Annotated in this window: 17 protein-coding genes; 7 read left to right on the top strand and 10 right to left on the bottom strand. The window is 71.2% G+C overall.

What is annotated here, in order from left to right:
• Positions 1–27 precede the first annotated feature (27 nt).
• Together ACSHV8_RS26540 and ACSHV8_RS26535 are read right to left on the bottom strand one after the other, a co-directional pair.
• Positions 28–321: an EAL domain-containing protein gene (locus tag ACSHV8_RS26540; protein ID WP_436519742.1), complete on the bottom strand. Its 294-nt coding sequence runs from the start codon at positions 319–321 to the stop codon at positions 28–30.
• Positions 249–1,667, bottom strand: a complete 1,419-nt coding sequence (locus ACSHV8_RS26535; RefSeq protein WP_436519740.1) for an EAL domain-containing protein — start codon at positions 1,665–1,667, stop codon at positions 249–251. Before ACSHV8_RS26535 ends, ACSHV8_RS26540 begins: the two co-directional genes overlap by 73 nt.
• A gap of 280 nt (positions 1,668–1,947) precedes the next feature.
• Between ACSHV8_RS26535 and ACSHV8_RS26530 the strand changes: the two genes are divergently transcribed.
• The 3 genes from ACSHV8_RS26530 (at position 1,948) to ACSHV8_RS26520 (ending at position 6,690) form a co-directional block, all read left to right on the top strand.
• Positions 1,948–4,956 carry a DEAD/DEAH box helicase gene (locus ACSHV8_RS26530; protein WP_436519738.1) on the top strand — a complete coding sequence of 1,003 codons (3,009 nt, stop codon included), beginning with the start codon at positions 1,948–1,950 and terminating at the stop codon, positions 4,954–4,956.
• Between the two features lie 44 nt (positions 4,957–5,000).
• Positions 5,001–5,861 (top strand): hypothetical protein, encoded by an 861-nt coding sequence (locus tag ACSHV8_RS26525; RefSeq protein ID WP_436519736.1) that lies wholly within the window; start codon positions 5,001–5,003, stop codon positions 5,859–5,861.
• A 79-nt stretch (positions 5,862–5,940) separates the two neighbouring features.
• A complete protein-coding gene (locus ACSHV8_RS26520) occupies positions 5,941–6,690 on the top strand; it encodes a hypothetical protein (protein WP_436519734.1) in 750 nt (249 codons plus the stop codon).
• A gap of 46 nt (positions 6,691–6,736) precedes the next feature.
• Here the strand turns inward: ACSHV8_RS26520 and ACSHV8_RS26515 are convergent, their stop codons facing one another.
• The 3 genes from ACSHV8_RS26515 to ACSHV8_RS26505 form a co-directional block, all read right to left on the bottom strand.
• Positions 6,737–8,146: an SDR family NAD(P)-dependent oxidoreductase gene (locus tag ACSHV8_RS26515; protein ID WP_436519732.1), complete on the bottom strand. Its 1,410-nt coding sequence runs from the start codon at positions 8,144–8,146 to the stop codon at positions 6,737–6,739.
• A 202-nt stretch (positions 8,147–8,348) separates the two neighbouring features.
• Positions 8,349–13,433 (bottom strand): MMPL family transporter, encoded by a 5,085-nt coding sequence (locus ACSHV8_RS26510; RefSeq protein ID WP_436519730.1) that lies wholly within the window; start codon positions 13,431–13,433, stop codon positions 8,349–8,351.
• A gap of 75 nt (positions 13,434–13,508) precedes the next feature.
• Positions 13,509–14,330, bottom strand: a complete 822-nt coding sequence (locus ACSHV8_RS26505; protein ID WP_436519728.1) for a hypothetical protein — start codon at positions 14,328–14,330, stop codon at positions 13,509–13,511.
• A 221-nt stretch (positions 14,331–14,551) separates the two neighbouring features.
• On the opposite strand from ACSHV8_RS26505, the gene ACSHV8_RS26500 reads away from it, so the two are divergent.
• On the top strand, positions 14,552–15,076 hold the full coding sequence (locus ACSHV8_RS26500; protein WP_436519726.1) for an FKBP-type peptidyl-prolyl cis-trans isomerase: 525 nt from the start codon (positions 14,552–14,554) through the stop codon (positions 15,074–15,076).
• Between the two features lie 4 nt (positions 15,077–15,080).
• Here the strand turns inward: ACSHV8_RS26500 and yaaA are convergent, their stop codons facing one another.
• Entirely contained in the window at positions 15,081–15,878 is a 798-nt protein-coding gene (gene yaaA, locus ACSHV8_RS26495) for a peroxide stress protein YaaA (protein WP_436519724.1), read from the bottom strand.
• A 78-nt stretch (positions 15,879–15,956) separates the two neighbouring features.
• Between yaaA and ACSHV8_RS26490 the strand changes: the two genes are divergently transcribed.
• The gene (locus ACSHV8_RS26490) at positions 15,957–16,367 is read left to right on the top strand and encodes an MmcQ/YjbR family DNA-binding protein (RefSeq protein WP_436519722.1); all 411 of its coding nucleotides are present in this window, start codon (positions 15,957–15,959) and stop codon (positions 16,365–16,367) included.
• Between the two features lie 27 nt (positions 16,368–16,394).
• On the top strand, positions 16,395–16,664 hold the full coding sequence (locus ACSHV8_RS26485; RefSeq protein WP_436519720.1) for a hypothetical protein: 270 nt from the start codon (positions 16,395–16,397) through the stop codon (positions 16,662–16,664).
• Here the strand turns inward: ACSHV8_RS26485 and ACSHV8_RS26480 are convergent.
• Positions 16,623–17,384, bottom strand: a complete 762-nt coding sequence (locus ACSHV8_RS26480) for an SDR family oxidoreductase (RefSeq protein ID WP_436519718.1) — start codon at positions 17,382–17,384, stop codon at positions 16,623–16,625. The genes ACSHV8_RS26485 and ACSHV8_RS26480 overlap by 42 nt on opposite strands.
• 89 nt (positions 17,385–17,473) lie before the next feature.
• On the opposite strand from ACSHV8_RS26480, the gene ACSHV8_RS26475 reads away from it, so the two are divergent.
• On the top strand, positions 17,474–17,968 hold the full coding sequence (locus ACSHV8_RS26475; RefSeq protein ID WP_436519716.1) for a MarR family winged helix-turn-helix transcriptional regulator: 495 nt from the start codon (positions 17,474–17,476) through the stop codon (positions 17,966–17,968).
• Here ACSHV8_RS26475 and ACSHV8_RS26470 read toward each other — a convergent pair.
• The 3 genes from ACSHV8_RS26470 to ACSHV8_RS26460 all read right to left on the bottom strand — a co-directional run bounded on the left by ACSHV8_RS26470 (position 17,946) and on the right by ACSHV8_RS26460 (position 19,393).
• Positions 17,946–18,251 carry a hypothetical protein gene (locus tag ACSHV8_RS26470; protein WP_436519714.1) on the bottom strand — a complete coding sequence of 102 codons (306 nt, stop codon included), beginning with the start codon at positions 18,249–18,251 and terminating at the stop codon, positions 17,946–17,948. The two genes, ACSHV8_RS26475 and ACSHV8_RS26470, sit on opposite strands and share 23 nt — an antisense overlap.
• Before the next feature lie 93 nt (positions 18,252–18,344).
• Positions 18,345–18,554: a hypothetical protein gene (locus ACSHV8_RS26465; RefSeq protein ID WP_436519712.1), complete on the bottom strand. Its 210-nt coding sequence runs from the start codon at positions 18,552–18,554 to the stop codon at positions 18,345–18,347.
• A complete protein-coding gene (locus ACSHV8_RS26460) occupies positions 18,551–19,393 on the bottom strand; it encodes a hypothetical protein (protein ID WP_436519710.1) in 843 nt (280 codons plus the stop codon). Before ACSHV8_RS26460 ends, ACSHV8_RS26465 begins: the two co-directional genes overlap by 4 nt.
• Positions 19,394–19,410: the final 17 nt, after the last annotated feature.

Below are 19,410 nucleotides of genomic sequence, written 5' to 3'. Positions count from 1 at the left end.
ACCGTGGAAACTACATGCCGTGGAAGATTATTCCGTGACAGCAAAAGCGCCGACCGGTTCGGGACGGCCGAAGTGGTAGCCCTGCAACAGGTCGAAGCCGAGCGCGGTCAGGGTCGTCGCGGTCCGCTCGTCCTCCACGCCCTCGGCGACCAGGGTCAGGCCCAGCCCGTTGGCCATCCGGGCCACCGACTCGACGATCACCCGGTCCTGCGGCTGGTGGACGCGGGTCACGAACGAGCGGTCCAGCTTCAGCTCGTCCAGCGGCAGTTGCGTGAGCAGCCCCAGCGACGTGTTCCCGGTGCCGAAGTCGTCGATCGCCACCCGCACACCGCGCTCCCGCAGTGACCGCAACCGATCAGCGCTCTCGGCCGGCCGGGAAACGCCGCGCTCTCGGTCACCTCGACGATCAGCGCCGCCGGCGGCAGCCCGGTCTCGGTCAGCAGGTCGTCGATCGTGGTGACGAACCGGTCCGAGGCCAGCACCGGGGCGGCCAGATTCACCGCCACCGGCACGTTGCGGCCGGCCCGGTGCCAGGTCGCGGCCTGCCGGACGGCGTCGTCGAGCACCGCCGCAGTCAGCAGGTGGATCACGTCGGAACGCTCGGCCTGCGGGAGGAACGCGCCCGGCGGCAGCAGCCCGCGCTCCGGGTGCGACCAGCGGACCAGCGCCTCGACCGACGCGGTGGCCCGGGTCTGCGCGTCGACCAGCGGCTGATAGTGCAGCACCAGCTCGCCGTTGCCGATCGCGGCCCGCAGCGCCGTGTCCAGGCCGAGGTCGGTGTTGCCGGCGGCGAGCGCGGCCCGCCAGAGCTCGACCTGGGTGCGGTCGCGCTTGGCCGCATACATCGCCGCGTCGGCCCGGGCCACCATGTCGCCGACGTCGCCGCCGGTCGCGATGCCGATCGACGCCTCGACCGTGATCGGGATGCCGGCGACCGCGAACGGACCCTGGATGGCCCGGAGCAGCCGGAACCCGGCCGTCACGGGGTCGGTGCCGGGCCAGGTGTCCACGTCGGGCGTGAGCACCACGAACTCGTCGCCGCCGACCCGGAACGCCCGGGCCGGGGCACACGCGCCGGTCAGCGCGGACGCGACGTGCCGCAGCAACTCGTCGCCCCGGGCGTGCCCGAGCGTGTCGTTGATCTCCTTGAACCGGTTGAGGTCGATCATCCAGACCCCGGCCCGGCCGCCGTGGACCGGCTGCTCCAGCAGGCTGCGCCGGTTGCCCAGCCCGGTCAGGTCGTCGGTCAGCGCCATCGTCTGATAGCGCCGGCTCAGGTGCTCGACCAGCGGGCCGACCGGGGCGACCCCCACACCGCCGTCGTCGAAGCGCACGACCAGCGGGATCGCCTTGAACGTGTCCGGCCGCTGCATGGCCGCCCGCGCCGCCTCGCCCCACCCGGTGCCGGCCGGCAGCACCAGGGCCGGGCGGCGCAGCAGGCTGCGCAGGGGCCGCCGGTGCAGCAGGGCCCGCCCGTAGCCGAGCCGGCCGGCCAGGATCAGGTCGAGGAAGCCGCGATCGATCAGGTACAGCTCGCCGCCGACCTCGGTGACGACCCCGAGCAGTTCCGGATCGGTGCGCAGCCGGGCCTCGATCTCGCCCATCGGCGTGTCCGGCGGGGTCACCGGGATCGGGACGGCCAGGTCGGCCAGCAGGGGAGTGTGCACGTGACCGCCTCCCCCCGACACCGTCAACGCCGATACGGCCCCGGACCGGCGGATCACGATTATGCCCTCCGGTCCGGGATGCGGGCAGACTTGTAATGAATCGTTTTCGGAACAGTTGCGTAGTCCGTGCCCCGCCCGGACCTTCGTTCGCTTTCCGGATAGTCCGCCTCGCACTCCGGCCTTCGCCGAAAGTGTCGGGGGTCCGGCCTAGAGTCGTGCGCGTGTTGAAGCTTCGCGCGATCGGCCACATTTTCACTTCCACGACGATTGCGACGTACGTGTGAGCACCGCCCTGTCCGCGATCGAGTCCCGCGTCCTGCACGGCTTCGTGGGCCGTGACGGCGGCCTGAGCCTGTGGGCCGAGGACGCCGTGGCCGGTCCCGTCCCGCCGGCCGGGCGCGGCGTGCCGTGGCATCCGTTCGCGGTCGCCGCACCCGAGCTGCCGATCGGCGAGAAACGTGAGCCCGCCCTGCTCACGCTCCCGTCCACCGGGGCCGGCCCGCTCCCGTCACCGCAGGTCGGCCTGCCGCCGCGCCGCGGGGTGCGCCGCCCCCGGGTCTGGCGCGTCCCGTCCGTCGGCGTCCCGTTCCTCGACGCCGACCTGGCCGCCGAGTTCGACGGCCGGGTCGCGGCGAGCGTGCGCTGGATGATCGAGCTGTGCGGGTTCGCCGCGAGCCTGGTCCGGCGCGGCCGGGTGCTGCCCGGCGTCCGGCTCGACGGCCCCCGCCCGGCGGCCTGCTGGCGACCGGTTCTGACCGGCGCCGACGCCGCCCGCCACGCCACCCTGCTGGACCGGATGCCCCCGGCCTGCCGGGCCGAGACCGCCGTGGGCGCCGAGCCCCGCCCGGCCCGCCGCGGCGACGTCACCCCCGACGTGGCGGGCGCCGCCGAGCTGCTCACCGCCGCGCTCGATCGGCTGGTCGACGGCCTGGTCCGCACCCGCCTGGCCGAGCACGCGGTGACCCTGGCCGACGGCGGCTGGCTGGCCGCGCTGACCGGCGAGCCCGAGTTCGACGCGCCCCACGACGAGCTGGACGAGCTGATCCGCACCCTGGACGCCTGGTTCGCGCAGGCCGCCCGGGGTGCCGAGGTCCGGGTCTGCTTCCGGCTCAGCGACCCGCGCGAGCACGAGCCGGTCATGCCCGGCGAGGTCCAGCTGCCCAACGACGCCTGGCGCCTGGAGTTCCTGCTCCAGGCCGCCGACGAGCCGAGCGTGCTGGTCCCGGCGGCCGACGTCTGGCGCGACGAGTTCGCCCCGCTGCGCCGCTGGACCTCCCACCCGCAGGAACGCCTCCTGGCCGGGCTGGCCCGGGCCGCGCGGCTGTGGCCGGCGCTCGGCGACGCGCTGCGCGGGGCCCGCCCGGCCGAGATGATCCTGGACACCGAGGGCGCGCACGGCTTCCTCAGCCACGCCGCCCTGCTGGAGGAGGCCGGGCACGGCGTGCTGCTGCCGGCCTGGTGGCGCCGCCGCTCCGGGCTCGGCCTGTCGCTCAACGTGCGCACGCCCGAGGCGATCCCGCACGTCATGCGGGACCGCACGACCGGGCTGCGCGACCTGGTCGACTACGAGTGGGGGCTGGCCCTGGGCGGCCGCACCCTGACCGAGGACGACCTGGCCGACCTGGCCAAGGCCAAGGTGCCGCTGGTCCGGCTGCGCGGGCGCTGGGTGTTCCTGGACGCCGACCGGCTGGCCGCCGGGCTGGCCTTCCTGAGCCGCGGCGGCGGGACCATGACGGCCGGGGACGCGCTGCGCGTGACCCGGCTGCTGCCGCCCGAGGGGCTGCCGCTGCCGGTGACCGACGCCCGCGGCGAGGGGTGGCTGGCCGACCTGCTCAGCGGGGAGCTGGAGCAGCGGCTGGAGCTGGTCGACCCGCCCGGCTCGCTGAACGGTGTGCTCAAGCCGTACCAAATCCGGGGTTTCTCGTGGTTGGTCTTCATGGACTCCCTGGGACTCGGCGCGTGCCTGGCCGATGACATGGGGCTCGGCAAGACCGTGCAGCTCCTGACGCTGCTGCTGCACCGCCGCGACGGGCCGGCGCTGCTGATCTGCCCGCTGTCGGTGCTCGGGAACTGGCAGCGCGAGGCCGCGCGGTTCGCCCCCTCGCTGCGGGTCAAGGTGCTGCACGGATCCGACCGGTCGGTCTCCGCCGACGGCGCCGATCTCGTCCTGACCACCTACGCGACCGCGGTGCTGGACGCGGACGCACTGGCCGCCATCGAGTGGGACCGTGTCGTGCTGGACGAGGCGCAGCACATCAAGAACAGTGCGAGCGCCGCCGCGCGGGCGGTCCGGCGCTTCCCGGCCCGCAACCGGATCGCGCTGACCGGCACCCCGGTGGAGAACCGGCTGGCCGAGCTCTGGTCCATCCTCGACTTCGTCAATCCCGGCCTGCTCGCCTCGGCGCACACGTTCCGCGCCCGGTTCGCCGTGCCCGTCGAGCGCTATCAGGACGAGGAGGCCGCGGCCCGGCTGCGGCAGGCGACCCGGCCGTTCCTGCTGCGGCGCACCAAGGCCGACCCCGGCATCGCCGGCGACCTGCCGGTCAAACGCAACGTCCGGCACCTGTGCGGGATGACGACCGAGCAGGTCAGCCTCTACAAAGCCGTCCTCGACGAGATGCAGGAACGCCTCGACGACTGGAACCAGGAACGGCACAAGGGCGTCGTGCTGGCCGCCATGACCAAGCTGAAACAGGTCTGCGTGCACCCGGCGCTGCTGCTCAAGGACGCGTCGCCGCTGCCCGGCCGGTCCGGCAAGGTGGACCGCCTCGAAGAGATCGTGGACCGGGCGCTCGGGGCCGGGGAGAGCGTGCTCGTCTTCACCCAGTTCGCCAAGTTCGGCGCGATGCTGGCGCCGCACCTGGCCGCCCGCTTCGGGGTGACGACGCCGTTCCTGCACGGCGGGACGACGCGCGGCGCCCGGGACGCGATGGTCGCCGAGTTCCAGCAGGCCGAGGCGCCGGGCGTGTTCGTGCTGTCGCTCAAGGCCGGCGGCACCGGGCTCAACCTGACCGCGGCCAACCACGTCGTGCACGTCGACCGCTGGTGGAACCCGGCCACCGAGACCCAGGCGTCCGACCGGGCGTTCCGGCTCGGGCAGCGCAAGGACGTGCACGTCCACACCCTCGTCTGCCTCGGCACCCTGGAGGAACGCATCGACCAGCTGCTCGTGGACAAGGGTGTGCTGGCCGAGCGGGTGGTCGGCTCGGGCGAGGGCTGGCTGACCGCGCTGTCCACCACCGAACTGCGCGAGCTGTTCGCGCTGGCACCGGAGGCGATCGTTGACTGAGCTTCGTTGGACGAGCCTTCGCCGGGAAGGGCCGGGGGCGAGCCGTGACTGATTTCGCGCCCGCATTCCTGGGCATGTTCGAGTCGCTGCGGATGGGGCCGACGTTCGCGCGCGGGCGGCGGGACGAGCGGGCCGGGCACGTCCGCAGCCTGACCGTCTCCAGCAGCCTGGCCGTGGCCATGGTCCGCGGGCCGGACGACCCGGTCGCGTTCCGGTCGCGCATCGCGGTCCGGGCGTTCGGGGCGGCCGAGTGGGCCCGGGTCGAGTCGGCGCTGGTCGCCGAGGCGCGATTCGTGGCCGGGCTGCTCGACGGGCGGATGCCGGCCGGGATCGAGGCGGTCTTCGGCGAGTCCGGGCTGACCCTGCTGCCGCTGTCGCTGGACGAGGTGGCGATGGACTGCACCTGCGAGCGGTGGCCGGTGCCGTGCATCCACCTCGCGGCGACGATCTACGCCCTGGCCCGGGCGTTCGAGTCGGATCCGTTCGAGGTGTTCACCTGGCGGGGCCGGCATCGCGACGAGCTGTTGATGCGGTTGCGGCGGCTCCGCGAGGAGGCCGCGGTGAACGCGTCAGGCGGCCCGGCGGAGGCCTCGTCGAGCGGATCAGGTGGCCTTTCGGGGGCCTCGTCAAACACCGCTCGGCTTGCCGATGATGCGAAAACGGCCGGCCGGGAGGAAAACGCCGAGCCGCCGCTCATCGATCCCGACGATCCCGAGGCCTTCTGGGGACGGTCGCTCGATCTTGGGGAATCGCCTGATCAGGGTCGGTCCGGAGGGCGGTCGGACGCGCTGCTGGATCAGCTCGACCCGCCGCGGCTGGGTCATCACGGGCGGCCGTTGAACGAGGTTCTTCGCCCGGCATATCAGCATCTTTCGGACACGTCGGGGGTCGGTCGAACGGACTAGTTCCCGGGAAACGCCGGACCCGGTCAGGGGTGCGTGGTGCGCTAGCTCCGTAACCGCAAATGTCCGGAAAAGGTGTGACATGAACAAGGCGCAGCGTTTTCTCGCGCTCACCGGCCTCAGCGTGGCCGCCGGCGCGACGATCGGAATGTGCCCGGCGCAGGCCGCGCCGAGCACCGGCACGACGACCGGAACGGCCCCGGCGCAAGCCGCCGCCGCCCGGGTCTCCGACTTCGGGGACAACGTGGTCGGGTATTACCGGACCGAATGGGCCTGCGAACGGGCCGGCTACACCGGCAAACGGTTCCACGCCTGGTACGACTACGACTGCGATCCGATCCGCTACGGATGGCGCGGCTGGGTGTTCCAGCTGGTCGTGGACGACAACGACTGGCAGTGGGACGACTGGCGGGGGTCCTGGCCCGGCGGCTGGCCGTACCGGCCGGACTTCGCGGGGCGGCCGTTCCACATCCGGGACGGGCACGGCGGACCGCCGCGCGGCCCGCAGGGCTGGCCCGGCGACCGCGGCCCCGGCGGCGATCGTGGTCCCGGTGGTGACCGTGGTCCCGGTGGTGACCGTGGGCCTGGCGGCGATCGTGGGCCTGGCGGTGACCGTGGGCCTGGCGGCGATCGTGGGCCTGGTGGCGATCGTGGTCCTGGCGGCGATCGTGGTCCCGGTGGTGACCGTGGGCCTGGCGGCGATCGTGGGCCTGGCGGTGACCGTGGTCCCGGTGGGGACCGTGGGCCTGGCGGTGACCGTGGGCCGCAGGGGCAGCCGCCGAACGGCATGCCCGGGGGTCAGCAGCACCCCGCCGGCTGGCCGCGGCCGTAACTCCGAATCACGGGCCACATCCCTGGTCAGGATGTGGCCCGTCTCATCACCAGGCGACCGGCGCGTAATCCTTGAGGAAGCACCCGTACACGTCCTCGCCCTGCTCCCCGCGCACGATCGGGTCGTACACCCGGGCCGCCCCGTCCACCAGGTCCAGCGGCGCGTGGAACCCCTCCTCGTGCAGCCGCATCTTCGTCGGATGCGGGCGCTCGTCGGTGATCCAGCCGGTGTCCACGCTGGTCATCAGGATGCCCTCGGCGAACATGTCCTCGGCGCTGGTGCGGGTCAGCATGTTCAGCGCCGCCTTGGCCATGTTGGTGTGCGGGTGACCGGCACCCTTGTAGCCACGGGCGAAGATGCCCTCCATGGCCGAGACGTTCACGACGTACCGTCGCGGAAATTTTGATTGTGTCATCGCCGGCCGCAGTCGGCTGACCAGGATGAACGGCGCGGTCACGTTGCACAGCTGAACCTCGAGCAATTCCAGCGGGTCGACCTCGTGCACCCGGTCGCTCCAGCTGTTGGTCGCCGTCGTGTCCGGCACCAGACCGCCCGCGTCGATCGCCACCGACCGCGCGGTCAGCGCCAGCTCGGTGATCTGCTGCGCGGTCAGCGTCGAACTGCCCGAGGTCAGCACGGCGGCCGGGGAGACACCGGCACTCCCGAAATACTCCAACTCGGGAAGTTTGCCGGACGGCAGCGGCTCGGACTCGGCCGCCGCGATCGCCGAATACGACCCCGGGGTGCGCCGCACGGTCTGCGCCGCATTGTTGACCAGGATGTCCAGCGCGCCGCGGGCCGCCACCGAATCGGCCAGACCCACCACCTGCGCCGGATCCCGCAGGTCGATGCCGACGACGTGCAGCCGGTCGATCCAGTCGGCACTGTCCGGCATCGCGGTGAACCGCCGCACCGCGTCGTGCGGGAACCGCGTCGTGATCGTCAGGTCGGCACCGTCGCGCAGCAGCCGCAACGCGATGTACATGCCGATCTTGGCGCGCCCGCCGGTGAGCAGCGCCCGCCGCCCGGTCAGATCGGTCCGCGCGTCCCGCCGCTCGTGGTTCAACGTCGCGCATTCCGGGCAGAGCTGGTGATAGAACGCGTCCACCACCGTGTACCGCTTCTTGCAGACATAACACCCGCGGGCCTGCTTCAGCACACCGGCGGTCGCCCCGACGGTCGCGCTCTTCAGCGGAATCCCGGCCGTCTCGTCGTCGATCCGCCCCGGCGCGCCCGTCGCGGTCGCCTCGGTCACGGCCCGATCATTCTCGAGCACGGCCTGCCGCCGGTCCTTGCGCCGCTGAATCTTCGCCGTCTTGAACAGCCCGGCCGTCGCCCGCCTGAGCTGCACCGCATCCGGATGCTCCACAGGCAGGGACTCCGCCTCGGCCAGGACGGCGAGGCAGATCGCCAGGCGATCCGGATCCACGCCCACGGTCGGGTCACTGCCGGTCATGCGTAACTTCCCCCTCATCAGCCGCACTACCTTATTACCCGGTGGCCTATCGGCCACAAAGCGGCCGCCTTTTGCTCACTCACGCGGCTTTTCTCCCGCTCAGATCACACCCATTTGCGGGTACGGCGTTCAGCCCGCGCTGCCCGCCGAAAACGAGACGCCCGCCGGCCTCGGCCGTGCGGGCGTCCTGTTCGCGGTGCGGTTACGACCCGGTGGTGTCCGGGTCGACCTCGCGGCCGGGCTGACGCTCAGGCCCTCCGTTGGCCGCCCGATCCCCGTTGGCGGTGTGGTCGCTGTTGGTCGGGCGGTCGCTGGTGGTGGGGCGTTCGTTGGGGCTGTGGCCGCCGTTGGGCCGGCGGGTTCGGTTCGCCTCGGGGGAGTGGTCGGCCAGGGTGGCCGGCCGTCGCCCGGAAGCCGGCGGCTTACCCCCGGCCGGCAGGTCTCCGAGACTCTGCGGCCTCGGCCCGGCCGAACTGACCGGCCGAACGTCAGCCGGCTCGATCGACGCGGGTCCGGCCGAGCTGACCGGCCGGTTGTCACCGTTCCCCGGGCCCGCGAGGGACGATCGGGCCGAACCGGTGTTCCGCCCACCGGCCAGATCGCCGAGGCTTTCCGGGCGGGGCCCGGCCGAACTGACCGGCCGATTGTCCGCCGCCAGCCAGTCGTCCAAACTCTGCGGCCGGGCCTGAGCCGGGCTTCCGTGCAGCCATTCATCCAGCGTCTGCGGCCGTCGAACCGGCCCCGAACTCACCGGAATTGCACTGACCGGGGTCACGTCCCCCAGCGTCCGGGGCCGCTGGCCCGGGTCGCCGTGCAGCCACTCACCCAGAGTCTGCGGCCGACCTGCTCCGGCCGCGGCCTCCTCGCCGTCCCGCCCACCAGCCGCCACCTCGTCGGCCTGTGCGTCTTCGGCCTGTGCGTCTTCGGCCTGTGCCTCGGCCGCCCCGGCCTCAGCGGCCACCTCGTCGAGGGCCGCCTCACCAGGCTCTTCGGACGCGGTGCTGGACTCGACGGCGGCCTCAGCAGGTGCCTCCGCCGTTTCCGTCTCATCCGCGATCTCAGACCCGGCCGGCTCGTCCTTCGCTTCCTCAGCCTCATCCTCGGCGGTAGCGCTCAGGTCGGTCTCGGTCTCGGTCTCGGCCTCAGCCGTCGTCTGAGGAGTCCTCGCGTCGGTCGTCGTCTCGACCGCTGCGATCGTGTCGGGGGTCTCTGCCTCGATCCTCGGCTCGGGGGCCTCGGCGACTACCGGCGTTTCCTCGTCCGCAGCCTGCTTGACCCGGCGCGGCCGGGCCGGGAAATCATCCAGCGTCGCCGGCCGGTTCGAACGCGAGCCGAGAACCTCCAGCGATTCCCCGGCACCACGCTCATCGGCCTCTTCATCGGAGGTCGCCGAGATGGTCGGAAGCGCAGCCGTAGCCGCCAGCCAGGTGAAGTCCGGATCCGGATCACTACCGGCGTCCTCGCCACCGCTGACGATCCCGGCGATCCTGGGGTCGGACATCCAGGTGAAGGCATCCGCGACCTCGGCGGGAATCGCGCTACCCGGCGCGATCTCCGCCACCTCGTCCGCCCCCGAGTCACCCAGGCCGACAGCCTCGGCTTCCTCGATCTCGTCGGAAGCGCCCGGCTCCGCCGTTTCCGGCTCCTGGGTTGGGTCGGCCTGGGCTTGGTCGGCCTGAGTCTGGGCTGGGGCTTGGTCGGCCGGGTCCTGGATTTCCGGCTCCGGAGCCTCTTCCGCGGGAGTCTCTTCTGCGGGAGCCTCGTCCAGCGGAAGGGAAGCATCCGATATTTCGGAATTGTCGATGGCGGCCGGCTGATGATCGGGCGCTTCGGCGGCTACAGCCTCCGCGCCGGCAGCCAGGGTCGCCTCCACCTGAGCCCAGAGCGCGTCACTGTCGAACGGCTCAGCGGCCTTCGTCTCGTCCGCCGAAACCTCATCGGAAGCAACATCGTCCACCGGCTCGGCCACGGACGCTTCGGGCGCGGCCTCTTTTACCGGCCCGCCCGTGGACGCCTCAGGCGCGACGGGCTCGACCACCGTTGTCTCGGGCTCGGAGTGCTCCGTTGTCTCGGGCTCGGGGTGCTCCGCCGGCTCGATGGCGGCGGGATCGGGCTCGGGCTCGGCGGGTGCTTCGGCCGGTGCGGCGGTTTCGAGCGCGGGCTCGGGTTCGGCCTCCGGTGCCGCCTTGGCCGCCTCCGGTGACGGGGTGCCGTTGGTGCTGGTGGGGCTGTTTTCGGTGAAGCGGCGGGCGGCCTGGTAGATCGGCATCACCTGGGTGACGTCGAAGGCTCCGCTACCGGCCAGGTCCGGCGACGCCGTGTCGCTGACGGTAGTGGACTTGGCCCACGGGTTGAACGTGTCCTCGGCGCTGGGAAGTTCCTCGCTCGCCGCGCCGGCGACCTGCGCCGGGACCAGTTCCTCCTCGTCGACATCACCGGCCGGAGCCGGGAGATCATCAGCGGGAACGATGTCAGCCGGGACGAGTTCGGGGTCCGAGTCCGAGGGGTCGTCGTCGGCCGTGGGGGAGATGATCGGGAGGATCTGGGTCCGGTCGGTGTCGCGAGACGATGCTTGACCGGAAACGATCGCCTCATCGGACTCAGCCGCGTCGTCGGTTTCCGCCGCCTCTTCGGTGGAGAGCGCGTCGTCGGTAAAGAGCGCCTCGTCGGTGGAGAGCGCCTCCTCGCCCGAACGCTCCTCGTCGAGCGAAGTCGTCGCCTCAGCCTCGGAAGACTCGCCCTTGCTCGCGGTTTCGGCCGTGGAGGCCATGGCCTCGTCCGTGTCCGTCGGTTCGGTCGTGGAGGCTGCTGCCTCGTCCGGGTCCCAGACGATGATCGAGGTTTCGTCGGGGGCGGTGACCAGCAGTTCCTCGTCCTCGGAGATCACCGGCAGGATCGTGGTGGGCTCGTCCAGCCCGCCGCCGGCCCCGGACCGGAGGGCGGCGATCTCGTCGTACCGAAGGATCTCGGTCTCGGCGTCGGCAACAGACGGCGAACCCTCCGACAGCGAGCCGGACGCCGCCGAGAGCGAGGAGGGCGAGTCCGTGAGAGAGCCGGCCGAGGGGGAGCCCGCTGAGAGCGAGCCGGTCGAGAGCGATCCGGCCGCGGCCGTAAGTGAGCCGGCCGTGAGCGCCGCCGAAGCCGTCGGCGCCGGCTCTTCGCCCGCGTGCTCGGCCAGCCCGGCCCGTTCCTGAAGCCGCCGCAGCGGCCCCGGCGCCCACCAGGCCGCGTCCCCGAGCAGGGCGAGGACCGCCGGGACCAGCAGCATCCGGACGACCGTGGCGTCCAGGACCAGGGCGATGATCATGCCGACGCCGACGAAGCGCATCGTGGTGATCGTGGAGAGGGCGAACGCGCCGGTGACCACGATGAGCAGCAGGGCGGCGGCGCTGATGACGCGGCCGGTGCGGGCGAGGCCGGTGGTGACGGCTTCGGCCGTGCTCGCGCCGCGGCTGCGGGCCTCGACCATGCGGGACAGCAGGAACACCTCGTAGTCGGTCGAGAGACCGAAAACGACCGCCGCCATCAGGACGACGATGCCGGCTTCCAGCGGGGCCGGGGTGACGTTGAGCAACCCCGAGCCGTGGCCCTGCTGGAACAGCCAGACGAGCAGCCCGAAGGTGGCACTGAGGCTGAGCCCGCTCATCACGACCGCTTTGATCGGCAGCAGGATGGAGCCGAAGGCGAGGAACATCAGGAGCAGGGTCGCGCCGGCCAGCAGCCCGACCATCAGGGGCAGTTGGTCGCCGATGGCGTCCAGGCTGTCGACGTTGCGGGCGGTGACGCCGCCGACCAGGACGGTGGTGCCGGCCGGGGCGGGCAGGGCGCGGATGTCGTCGACGACCTGCCGGGCCGAGGTGCTGAACGAGTCGGTGGTGGCCAGCGCGGCGTTGTAGACCAGGACGTCCTTGCCCGTGCCGGCCGGGTTGACCGAGGCCACGCCGGGGATCTTGGCGATCTGGGCGGCGAACTTGGCGGAGGCGGCGAACTTCGAGGTGCCGGCCGGTGGGCCCTGGATGACGACCTGCACGCCGTCGCTGCTGAACTGCGGGTACGACGCCTTGAGGGTTTCGATGGCCACGCGCGACGGGTCGCCCGCGGGCAGCACCCGCTCGTCGTTCTCGCCGAACCGGACGTCCTTGATCGGCAGTGCGAGCACGATCAGGCCGATCAGGATCGGGATCGCGACGACGACCGGGCGGCGCAGGACGAATCCGGCGAGCCGCTGCCAGCCGGTGGCGCTGTCGGCGCCGCGCCGGCCCGGGAGCCGGACGGGCAGTTTGTCGACGCGGGGGCCGAGGATCGCGAGGATGGCCGGGAGCAGGGTCAGCGAGAGCACCATGGCCAGGAAGACCGCGGCCAGACCGCCGTACGCCAAGGATTTGAGAAATCCCTGCGGGAAGAGCAGCAGACCGGCGAGCGCGGTCATCAGCAGCGTCGCCGAGAACAGGACCGTGCGGCCGGCGGTGCCGACGGTGCGGCGGACCGCCTCGGCCGGGTCGTGGCCGGCCGCCTGCTCCTCGCGGAAGCGGCCGACCATGAACAGTCCGTAGTCGATGGCCATGCCGAGCCCGAGCAGGCTGGCCACGTTCACCGCGAACGAGTTGACGTCGTGTCCGAGAGCGATCGCGTTGAGCACGCCCAGCGAGCCGAGCACCGCGCAGCCGCCGACGATCACCGGCAGGGACGCGGCGATCAGTGAGCCGAAGATGAACAGCAGCAGGATCAGCACGATCGGCATCGAGATCAGCTCGGCCGAGCCGAGGTCGTCGGTCGACCGCTGGTTGGAGGTGTGCGCGAGCGGGATGCCGCCGGCCAGCTGCACGGTGGCGCCGTCGACCGAGAAACGGTTCTCGACGACGCCGTACGCGTCGGTCTTGGCCCCGTCGTCCTCGCCGGCCAGGGAGATGATCGCGACCGCGCTGGACCGGTCCTTGGCCGCGTAGTTCGCGTCCTTCTTGTCCCAGTACGAGGTGGTCGCCGTCACCGCCGACGCCGGCAGCGCCGCGAGCCGGTCCTTGATCCGCTTGGCCAGCCCGGCGTCGTCGATCTCCGTGCCCCGGTCCGGGGTGTAGATCGCGATGACGTCGCCGCCCGAACCGCCCACGGCGGCGGCGACCACGTCCGCGGCCCGCGCCGACTCGCTATGGGGATCGGCGTATCCACCCTCGGTGAGCTGCCCGAAAACGCCCATGCCCCAGACCCCGGCACTGACCACCGCCACGAGCGTGACGATCAGTACCGGCCATCGGAGGCGGGCGACCCGCGATCCCCAGCCCGCGAACACCCTGTTCCCCTTTCCCGGCGGGGGACGAGAAACGCGCACCACCGGTCCGTACGGAAAAATCGTGTTTGATGTCTTTTAAGAAAGAGTTGCTGCCTGAAGCGCGACGCCACCGCAGTCGGCGTCGAAGGACTTCTCGGTGATCCACTCGATGGAGATCTTGCCAGGGCGGGTGGCCCGGTAGCTGATCGAGTACCGCGCGGTCGTCATCGCGGTGCCGCGCTGGACGATCCGGTCGGTCACCGTCTCCTCGCCGGTGACCAGGTCGCCGGTGGTGAGCTTGAGTTTGAGCAGGCCCTGAGCGCCCGACACCCCGACGTAGAGCCGCAGCTTGCGCGGTTCGGTGGTGGCCGGTGCGGAGAGGGTGAAGCCGTTGCCGGCGCCGCAGGTGCGGATGCCGCTGTCGGTGCCGTCGTTGCCGGTCGCAGGCGTGCCGCCGGTCCAGGTGAACCGTTCCGGGCTGAGCGTGTGCCGCTGCCGGGGGGCGCTCGGGGTGCCCTCCAGGATGGCGAAACCGCCCTTGGCGTCCCGTTCGAGGGAGTACGTCCCGTCCTCGCCCCAGTGCACCCAGTCGAGCCGGCCCTCGTCACTCAGGTCGACCGTGTCGGGCACGGCGCCCTGCTCGATGGTGATCGAGTTGATCGCCGCGGGACTTGTCGAGACGGACGGGCTGGGCAGCGGGATCGGCACCTGGTCCAGCGTCGGGTCGGTGACCGCCCCGATCACCGGGTCGGCCTCCGAGTGGCCGCTGGAGCGGCTGACCATGGCCGCGACGCCGACCAGGACCACGACGAGCACGCCGACGAGGATCACCACGGCCGGGCCGAGGTGTTCCCGCCACGGCGGCCGGCCGGGCTTGAGCAGCACATCCGGCACCTCGACGCGACGACGGCGCAGCAACGGTTCTCCCAAATGCCGGAGGACTATCGGACGGCAGCGGGTGAAACGATCTCATCTTCGGTGAAGAGGGTGAAGGGCGGGATCGGGTACGGCCCATACGGTTGATCATCCGCCTCGGCGATTCAGTGGAGGTTTCACGAGGCATTTCGGACGATTCTCAGTAATATGTCCGAAGTTTCCGTTGTGATCCATGCTGCTCGACGCGCCGGAAGGAACCGCAGATGACTGACCGGACCAGGGAAGCGGTCCGACGCCGCGGCCAGGCGATCCTGGGCGGGGCGGCCGGCGTGCTCGCCTTCGCCGCGCTGGTGACCGTGTTCGTCGTGGTCCGTTCCGGCGGCGACGACAAACCGGCGCCGACGACCAACGCCGCCGTCACGGCCTCGGCCACGCCCTCACCCGACCTGTCGAAGGAACCCGACGTGCCGGCCGGGACCGGCGGGCCGCTCACCCAACTGGTGATCACCGACCTGATCGAGGGCACCGGGCCGGTCGTCCGATCCGGGCAGACCGTGACGTTCAACTACAAGCTGATCCCGTACAAGGGCGGCGCCGTGATCGACTCCTCCTGGAGCCGCGGCCGGCCGTTCACCTCGCAGGTCGGCGCGGGCCGCCTCATCCCGGGCTGGGACCAGGGCATCCCCGGTCAGAAGGTGGGCAGCCGGATCCAGCTGGACGTGCCCGCCGAACTCGCCTACAAGGACCAGGACCTGCGCTTCGTCATCGACATCCTGTCCGCGCAGTAGCCTCTCAGAGCTCGGCCACGACGATGTCGAGCTGGCGGGGCCGGCCCTCCGGAGCCGGCCGCTCCTCGACCGTGAACTTCAGGTCCCGCATCACCGTCACCAGCTCGTCCACGCTCGCCGGGGCCGCGCCCTCCACCGCGAGGGCGCGCACCAGCCGGCCCTTGGTCGCCTTGTTGAAGTGGCTCACCACCGACCGTTTCGCGACCCCGCCGACCACGCGTTCGTGCAGCACCCGCAGGGCCGCGCTCTGCACCGGCGCCGCCCACATCGCGGCATAGGCACCCGACCGGAGATCCAGCACCGGCCCGCCGTCGGTGGCCAGATCCAGAGCCTTCCGCAAACCCTTCTTCCAGTACGCGGTCACACCGCCCACCGGCGACGGCAACGTCACGCCGACCGAGCACCGGTACGCCGGAATCCGATCCCCGAGCCGCACCACCCCCCACAGCCCGGAGAAGACGACCGCGCTGTCGAACAGCCGTTTCCGCGCCGCGTCGTCGAGCGTCCCGGCGCCCAGCGCCTCGTACAACACCCCGGTGTACACCTCGACCGCCGGAGCGGCCGGCGCCTCGAACAGCCCCGCGTTCCGCGCGATCTCCCCGCGCTGCCCCTCACTGAGCCCGAGCACGCTCAGCGAATCCGCCACCGACCGCGCGCTGCCGCGCCTGCACATCGCCACCAGCTTGGTCAGGACCCGCTTGCGGGCCGCCCCGAGCTCGGGCAGCCACAGATCGTCCAGGTCGACCGGCTCACCGGTGGCAGCGGGCGTCTTCCCCTCGGAGGGCGGCAGCAGAATAAGCACGCCGCGAGACTAACCGCCGCCCCCGGCCGCGGTCGTGGTGGGCGCGCGCGACACCCAGCTCAGCGCTAGGGTCGGGCCATGTCTGGGCCTGGAGACGTGCCGCCGGAGATCTTGGAGCGGTTGCAGAGGATCTTTCAAAACCTGCCTGAGACGTACGAGGAACCGGCCTGGATCGGCGTCCGCTGGCGGATCCGGGCCCGGACCGTCGCCCACGTCTACATGCCGGATGTCGAGCGCTTCCCGGTCTACGCCCAGTTCCGGGACGAGCCGACCGTGATGACGTTCCGGGTGCCGGTCGAGGACCTGCTCGGGCTGACCGCCGGCGGTTTCCCGTATTTCCGGGCGCCGTGGGGCACCAACGTCGCCGGGGTCGTCCTGGGTGAGCACACCGACTGGGCCGAGATCGCCGAACTGGTCACCGACAGCTACTGCGAGATGGCCCCGAAGTTCCTCGCCGCCCGGGTCACCTCGGCCGGCCCGAACGACTGAACCACCGCCGTTGCCAGCCTGGCCGCCGTGAACGACGACGTCTGGACGCTGCACCGTCGAGCCGACGGCCGGACCCTGGCCGACCTGGTCGTCACCGGCGCCGACTTCCCCTGGCTGACCGCCCGGGTCGAACCCGGCGACGGATTCGAGGCGGTTGTCCCGCTGTTCGCCGAGGAGCTTCGCCTGGTGGACCGCATCGACGAGGACATGGAGACGAACCCTTCGACGAGGACTCGTAGTCCGCGCAGTGATGCCTCATCGGGAGGTCGTCTCGTAGAGGTCGACGGGGAAGCGTGAGGCGAACCGGTCGTACGTCGCGGCGGCAGCCTGGTTCTGGGCTTTGAACGCGGGGCTGTCCGTCATGCCGTAGCCGATCTCGTCGGCCCGGTTCTCCAGCAGCGCCGGATATACGGCGTCGCAGAAGGTGTCGAGTGGCGTCCCGTGAGTGTTGTCCGGGCCGGCGAGGCCGGTCGCCACGGCCGGCGGGATGAGTTCGACGACGCGGCACGGTGTGTGTGAAAGAGAGTGCCGCAGGTTGATCGTGTAGCTGTGCAGGGCGGCCTTGCAGGCGCTGTAGAGGGGCGCGAACGGTTGCGGGACGAACGCGCCACCAGAGGTGACGTTGACGATCGAGCAGGGGCGGCCGTGTCCGAGCATCGTCGGGATGAGCAGATGGTTCAGGTGGACCGGGCCGGCCAGCAGGATGTCGATCTCGGCCTGCCGTTCGGCCCAGGCGGCGTCGTCGGTGGCCAGTCCGATCCGGCGCTGGATGCCGGCGTTGTTCACGAGAACCTGCAGGTCCGGCATGGTCGCCCGCACGTGCTCGGCCAGGCGCTCGCGTTCCTCGGGGCGACCGATGTCGTTGCGAAAGGTCAGCAGGCCGGGGTGTGCGGCGGTGGCGCGTTCGAGTTTCTCGGCGGATCGCCCGGTGATGAGGACGCGGTGGCCGGAGGCGAGGAAGCGCGTGGCGAGGCCGAGGCCGATTCCCTGGCCGGCGCCGGTGATGAGGACGTCCATCGCGGTCCCTTTCGTCGTCGCGATTGCTTGTTTACATGTCAACACTAGCTCACGATGTTGACATGTAAACAGGGCGCTAGGCTGAGCCGGTGGCACAACCTCTGGACAGCGCCGAACTGGCCCGGTGGACGGCGTGGAAGCGGGCCTGCGACGTGGTCATGCACGAGGTCGAGCAGGAGATCGGCACGGTTACCGGGATGTCGGGCGCCGACTTCGCGGTGTTGAGCAGGGTCGTCGAGCTCGGTGACGGCAGCCTGCGCCAGCAGGAACTCGCGAGCCTGCTCGGCTGGGAACGCAGCCGCCTGTCCCGGCAGATCTCGCGAATGGAGGAACGCGGCATCGTCCTGCGGCGGTCGCAGGGTCCGGCTCGCATGGTCACGGCGACGGAAGCGGGCCGCAAGCAGCTCGCCGCCGCTCGGCCGGCGCACGCCGCGGCCGTACGCCGCGCGCTTTTCGCTCTTGTTCCCGAAGGGAACCAACAGCAGTTCTGGGACACCGTCGAGGCGATCGCATCCATGCCGGCGCATCGCGAGGAGCCGAACGGTCAGGAGGCTCTCGGCGCTACGCGTCGATTTCCAGGATGAGGGCCGTCATGTCCAGCAGTCGCTGGTAGTAGGTGGCCTCCGCGCCCTTCAGCGCCGGCATCACCCGGATGAGCCGCTGCTCGCACTCGGCCAGATGGTTCCACCGCCGGTCGTCGATGTGGCCCTCGTGCTCCAGCCAGGCGCTCACGCAACCGTCGACGCCGGAGGCCAGGGTCACCATCTCGACCCCGGCGACGTCGTCGACGACCAGCCGGCGCGGGAACGCGGCCTGCCGGAACTCGTCGTGGAGCGCGCCCACGACCCGCAAGACGTCATCCGGCAAGGAACCATCCTCCGATCACTGCCCCGGCCTTACACCTGCTCGACCGTCACCACACCCGGCAAATGACCCGGACACGGCGCAGCCGCGAAGCTGTCAGGGACGAGGACGGAAAGAGCCTCCGGTGATCTGACTCGGCGTAGCGTCGGCCAGGGCGGGTACGGCGACACCGAACGGCCCCGACACGTTCGAGGAAACCGTCTTCAGACGTTCGGCGGCGAGTCCGCGATGAAGATCCCGGAGAGACTTCACGACGTCCTCCTCGGCCAGGTAGGTGTCATTGTCGAGGGCACTCTGGGCACTCATGATCTTGGCCGCGACCTCGGTGCAGTGTCTGCGGCGAGGTCGAGCTTGGTCGCTTCGTTGCCACTCGGCACCAGGCCGCCGCCGATGGTTCCGGCGACGTCGATGACCACCGCTGTCACGAACACGCCGGCGCCTGCGGTCAGCGCGCCGCCGATCGTGCCGAGCGCGCACATCGCGATGGTTCCCCACTTCATCGCGTCGGCGCCGGTGCAAGCCCTGTTGCTGAGCTGCTGGGTCGCCTTGATGCCGTTGTCGAGCATGGTGAGCACCGACCTCCGGAAGCGGATGTGGACGATTTTCGCGCCCTCGATCGCGCTACGCGAATACTTCATCAGCTCGCGCTGGTTGGGTACTACGGACTCCAGCGGCGTGACGAACCGGTCGATGAAGTTGTTCTGGAAGGCGCCTTGCCACCAGCCCATCTCGACGCGTACGTCATTGATCCGCCCGAAGGCGGCAGACGCCCCGGTCCAGGTGCCGTCGGTGTTCGCCCGGCCCTCCAGCATCCCTTCGACCCTGGCCAGCGACTCGATGATCGGGTTGAGCGCGTCCGGGTCGGGTTGGAGGAATCGTTCGAACGACGGCACCACCCACTCGTAGTCCCGGGTGCGTACGCGGTCCCGGTACCGGTCGGCCTCCCCGTGCGAGATCGGGGTGGCGTCCCACTCCCCGGGGTGGTCGTTGGCCCATTTGTCGTTGACTGCTTTCGCCCAGGACGTGGAGTCCTCGAGAGTCTGTCGGATAAGTTCCTGCTTGAGCTTGAGCGCTTTCTCGCGTACCGCCGTCTCGAATGCCTGCCCGGCGAGGTCGACCGGTGTCGTCAGTTCGGTCTCCGCCACGATGTCTCCTTGGTGCC

The organism is Actinoplanes sp. HUAS TT8, from assembly GCF_051380535.1.
GTDB lineage: Bacteria > Actinomycetota > Actinomycetes > Mycobacteriales > Micromonosporaceae > Actinoplanes.
Note: the sequence above shows the minus strand (reverse complement) of the source record. Positions and strands in the feature narration are given on the sequence as shown.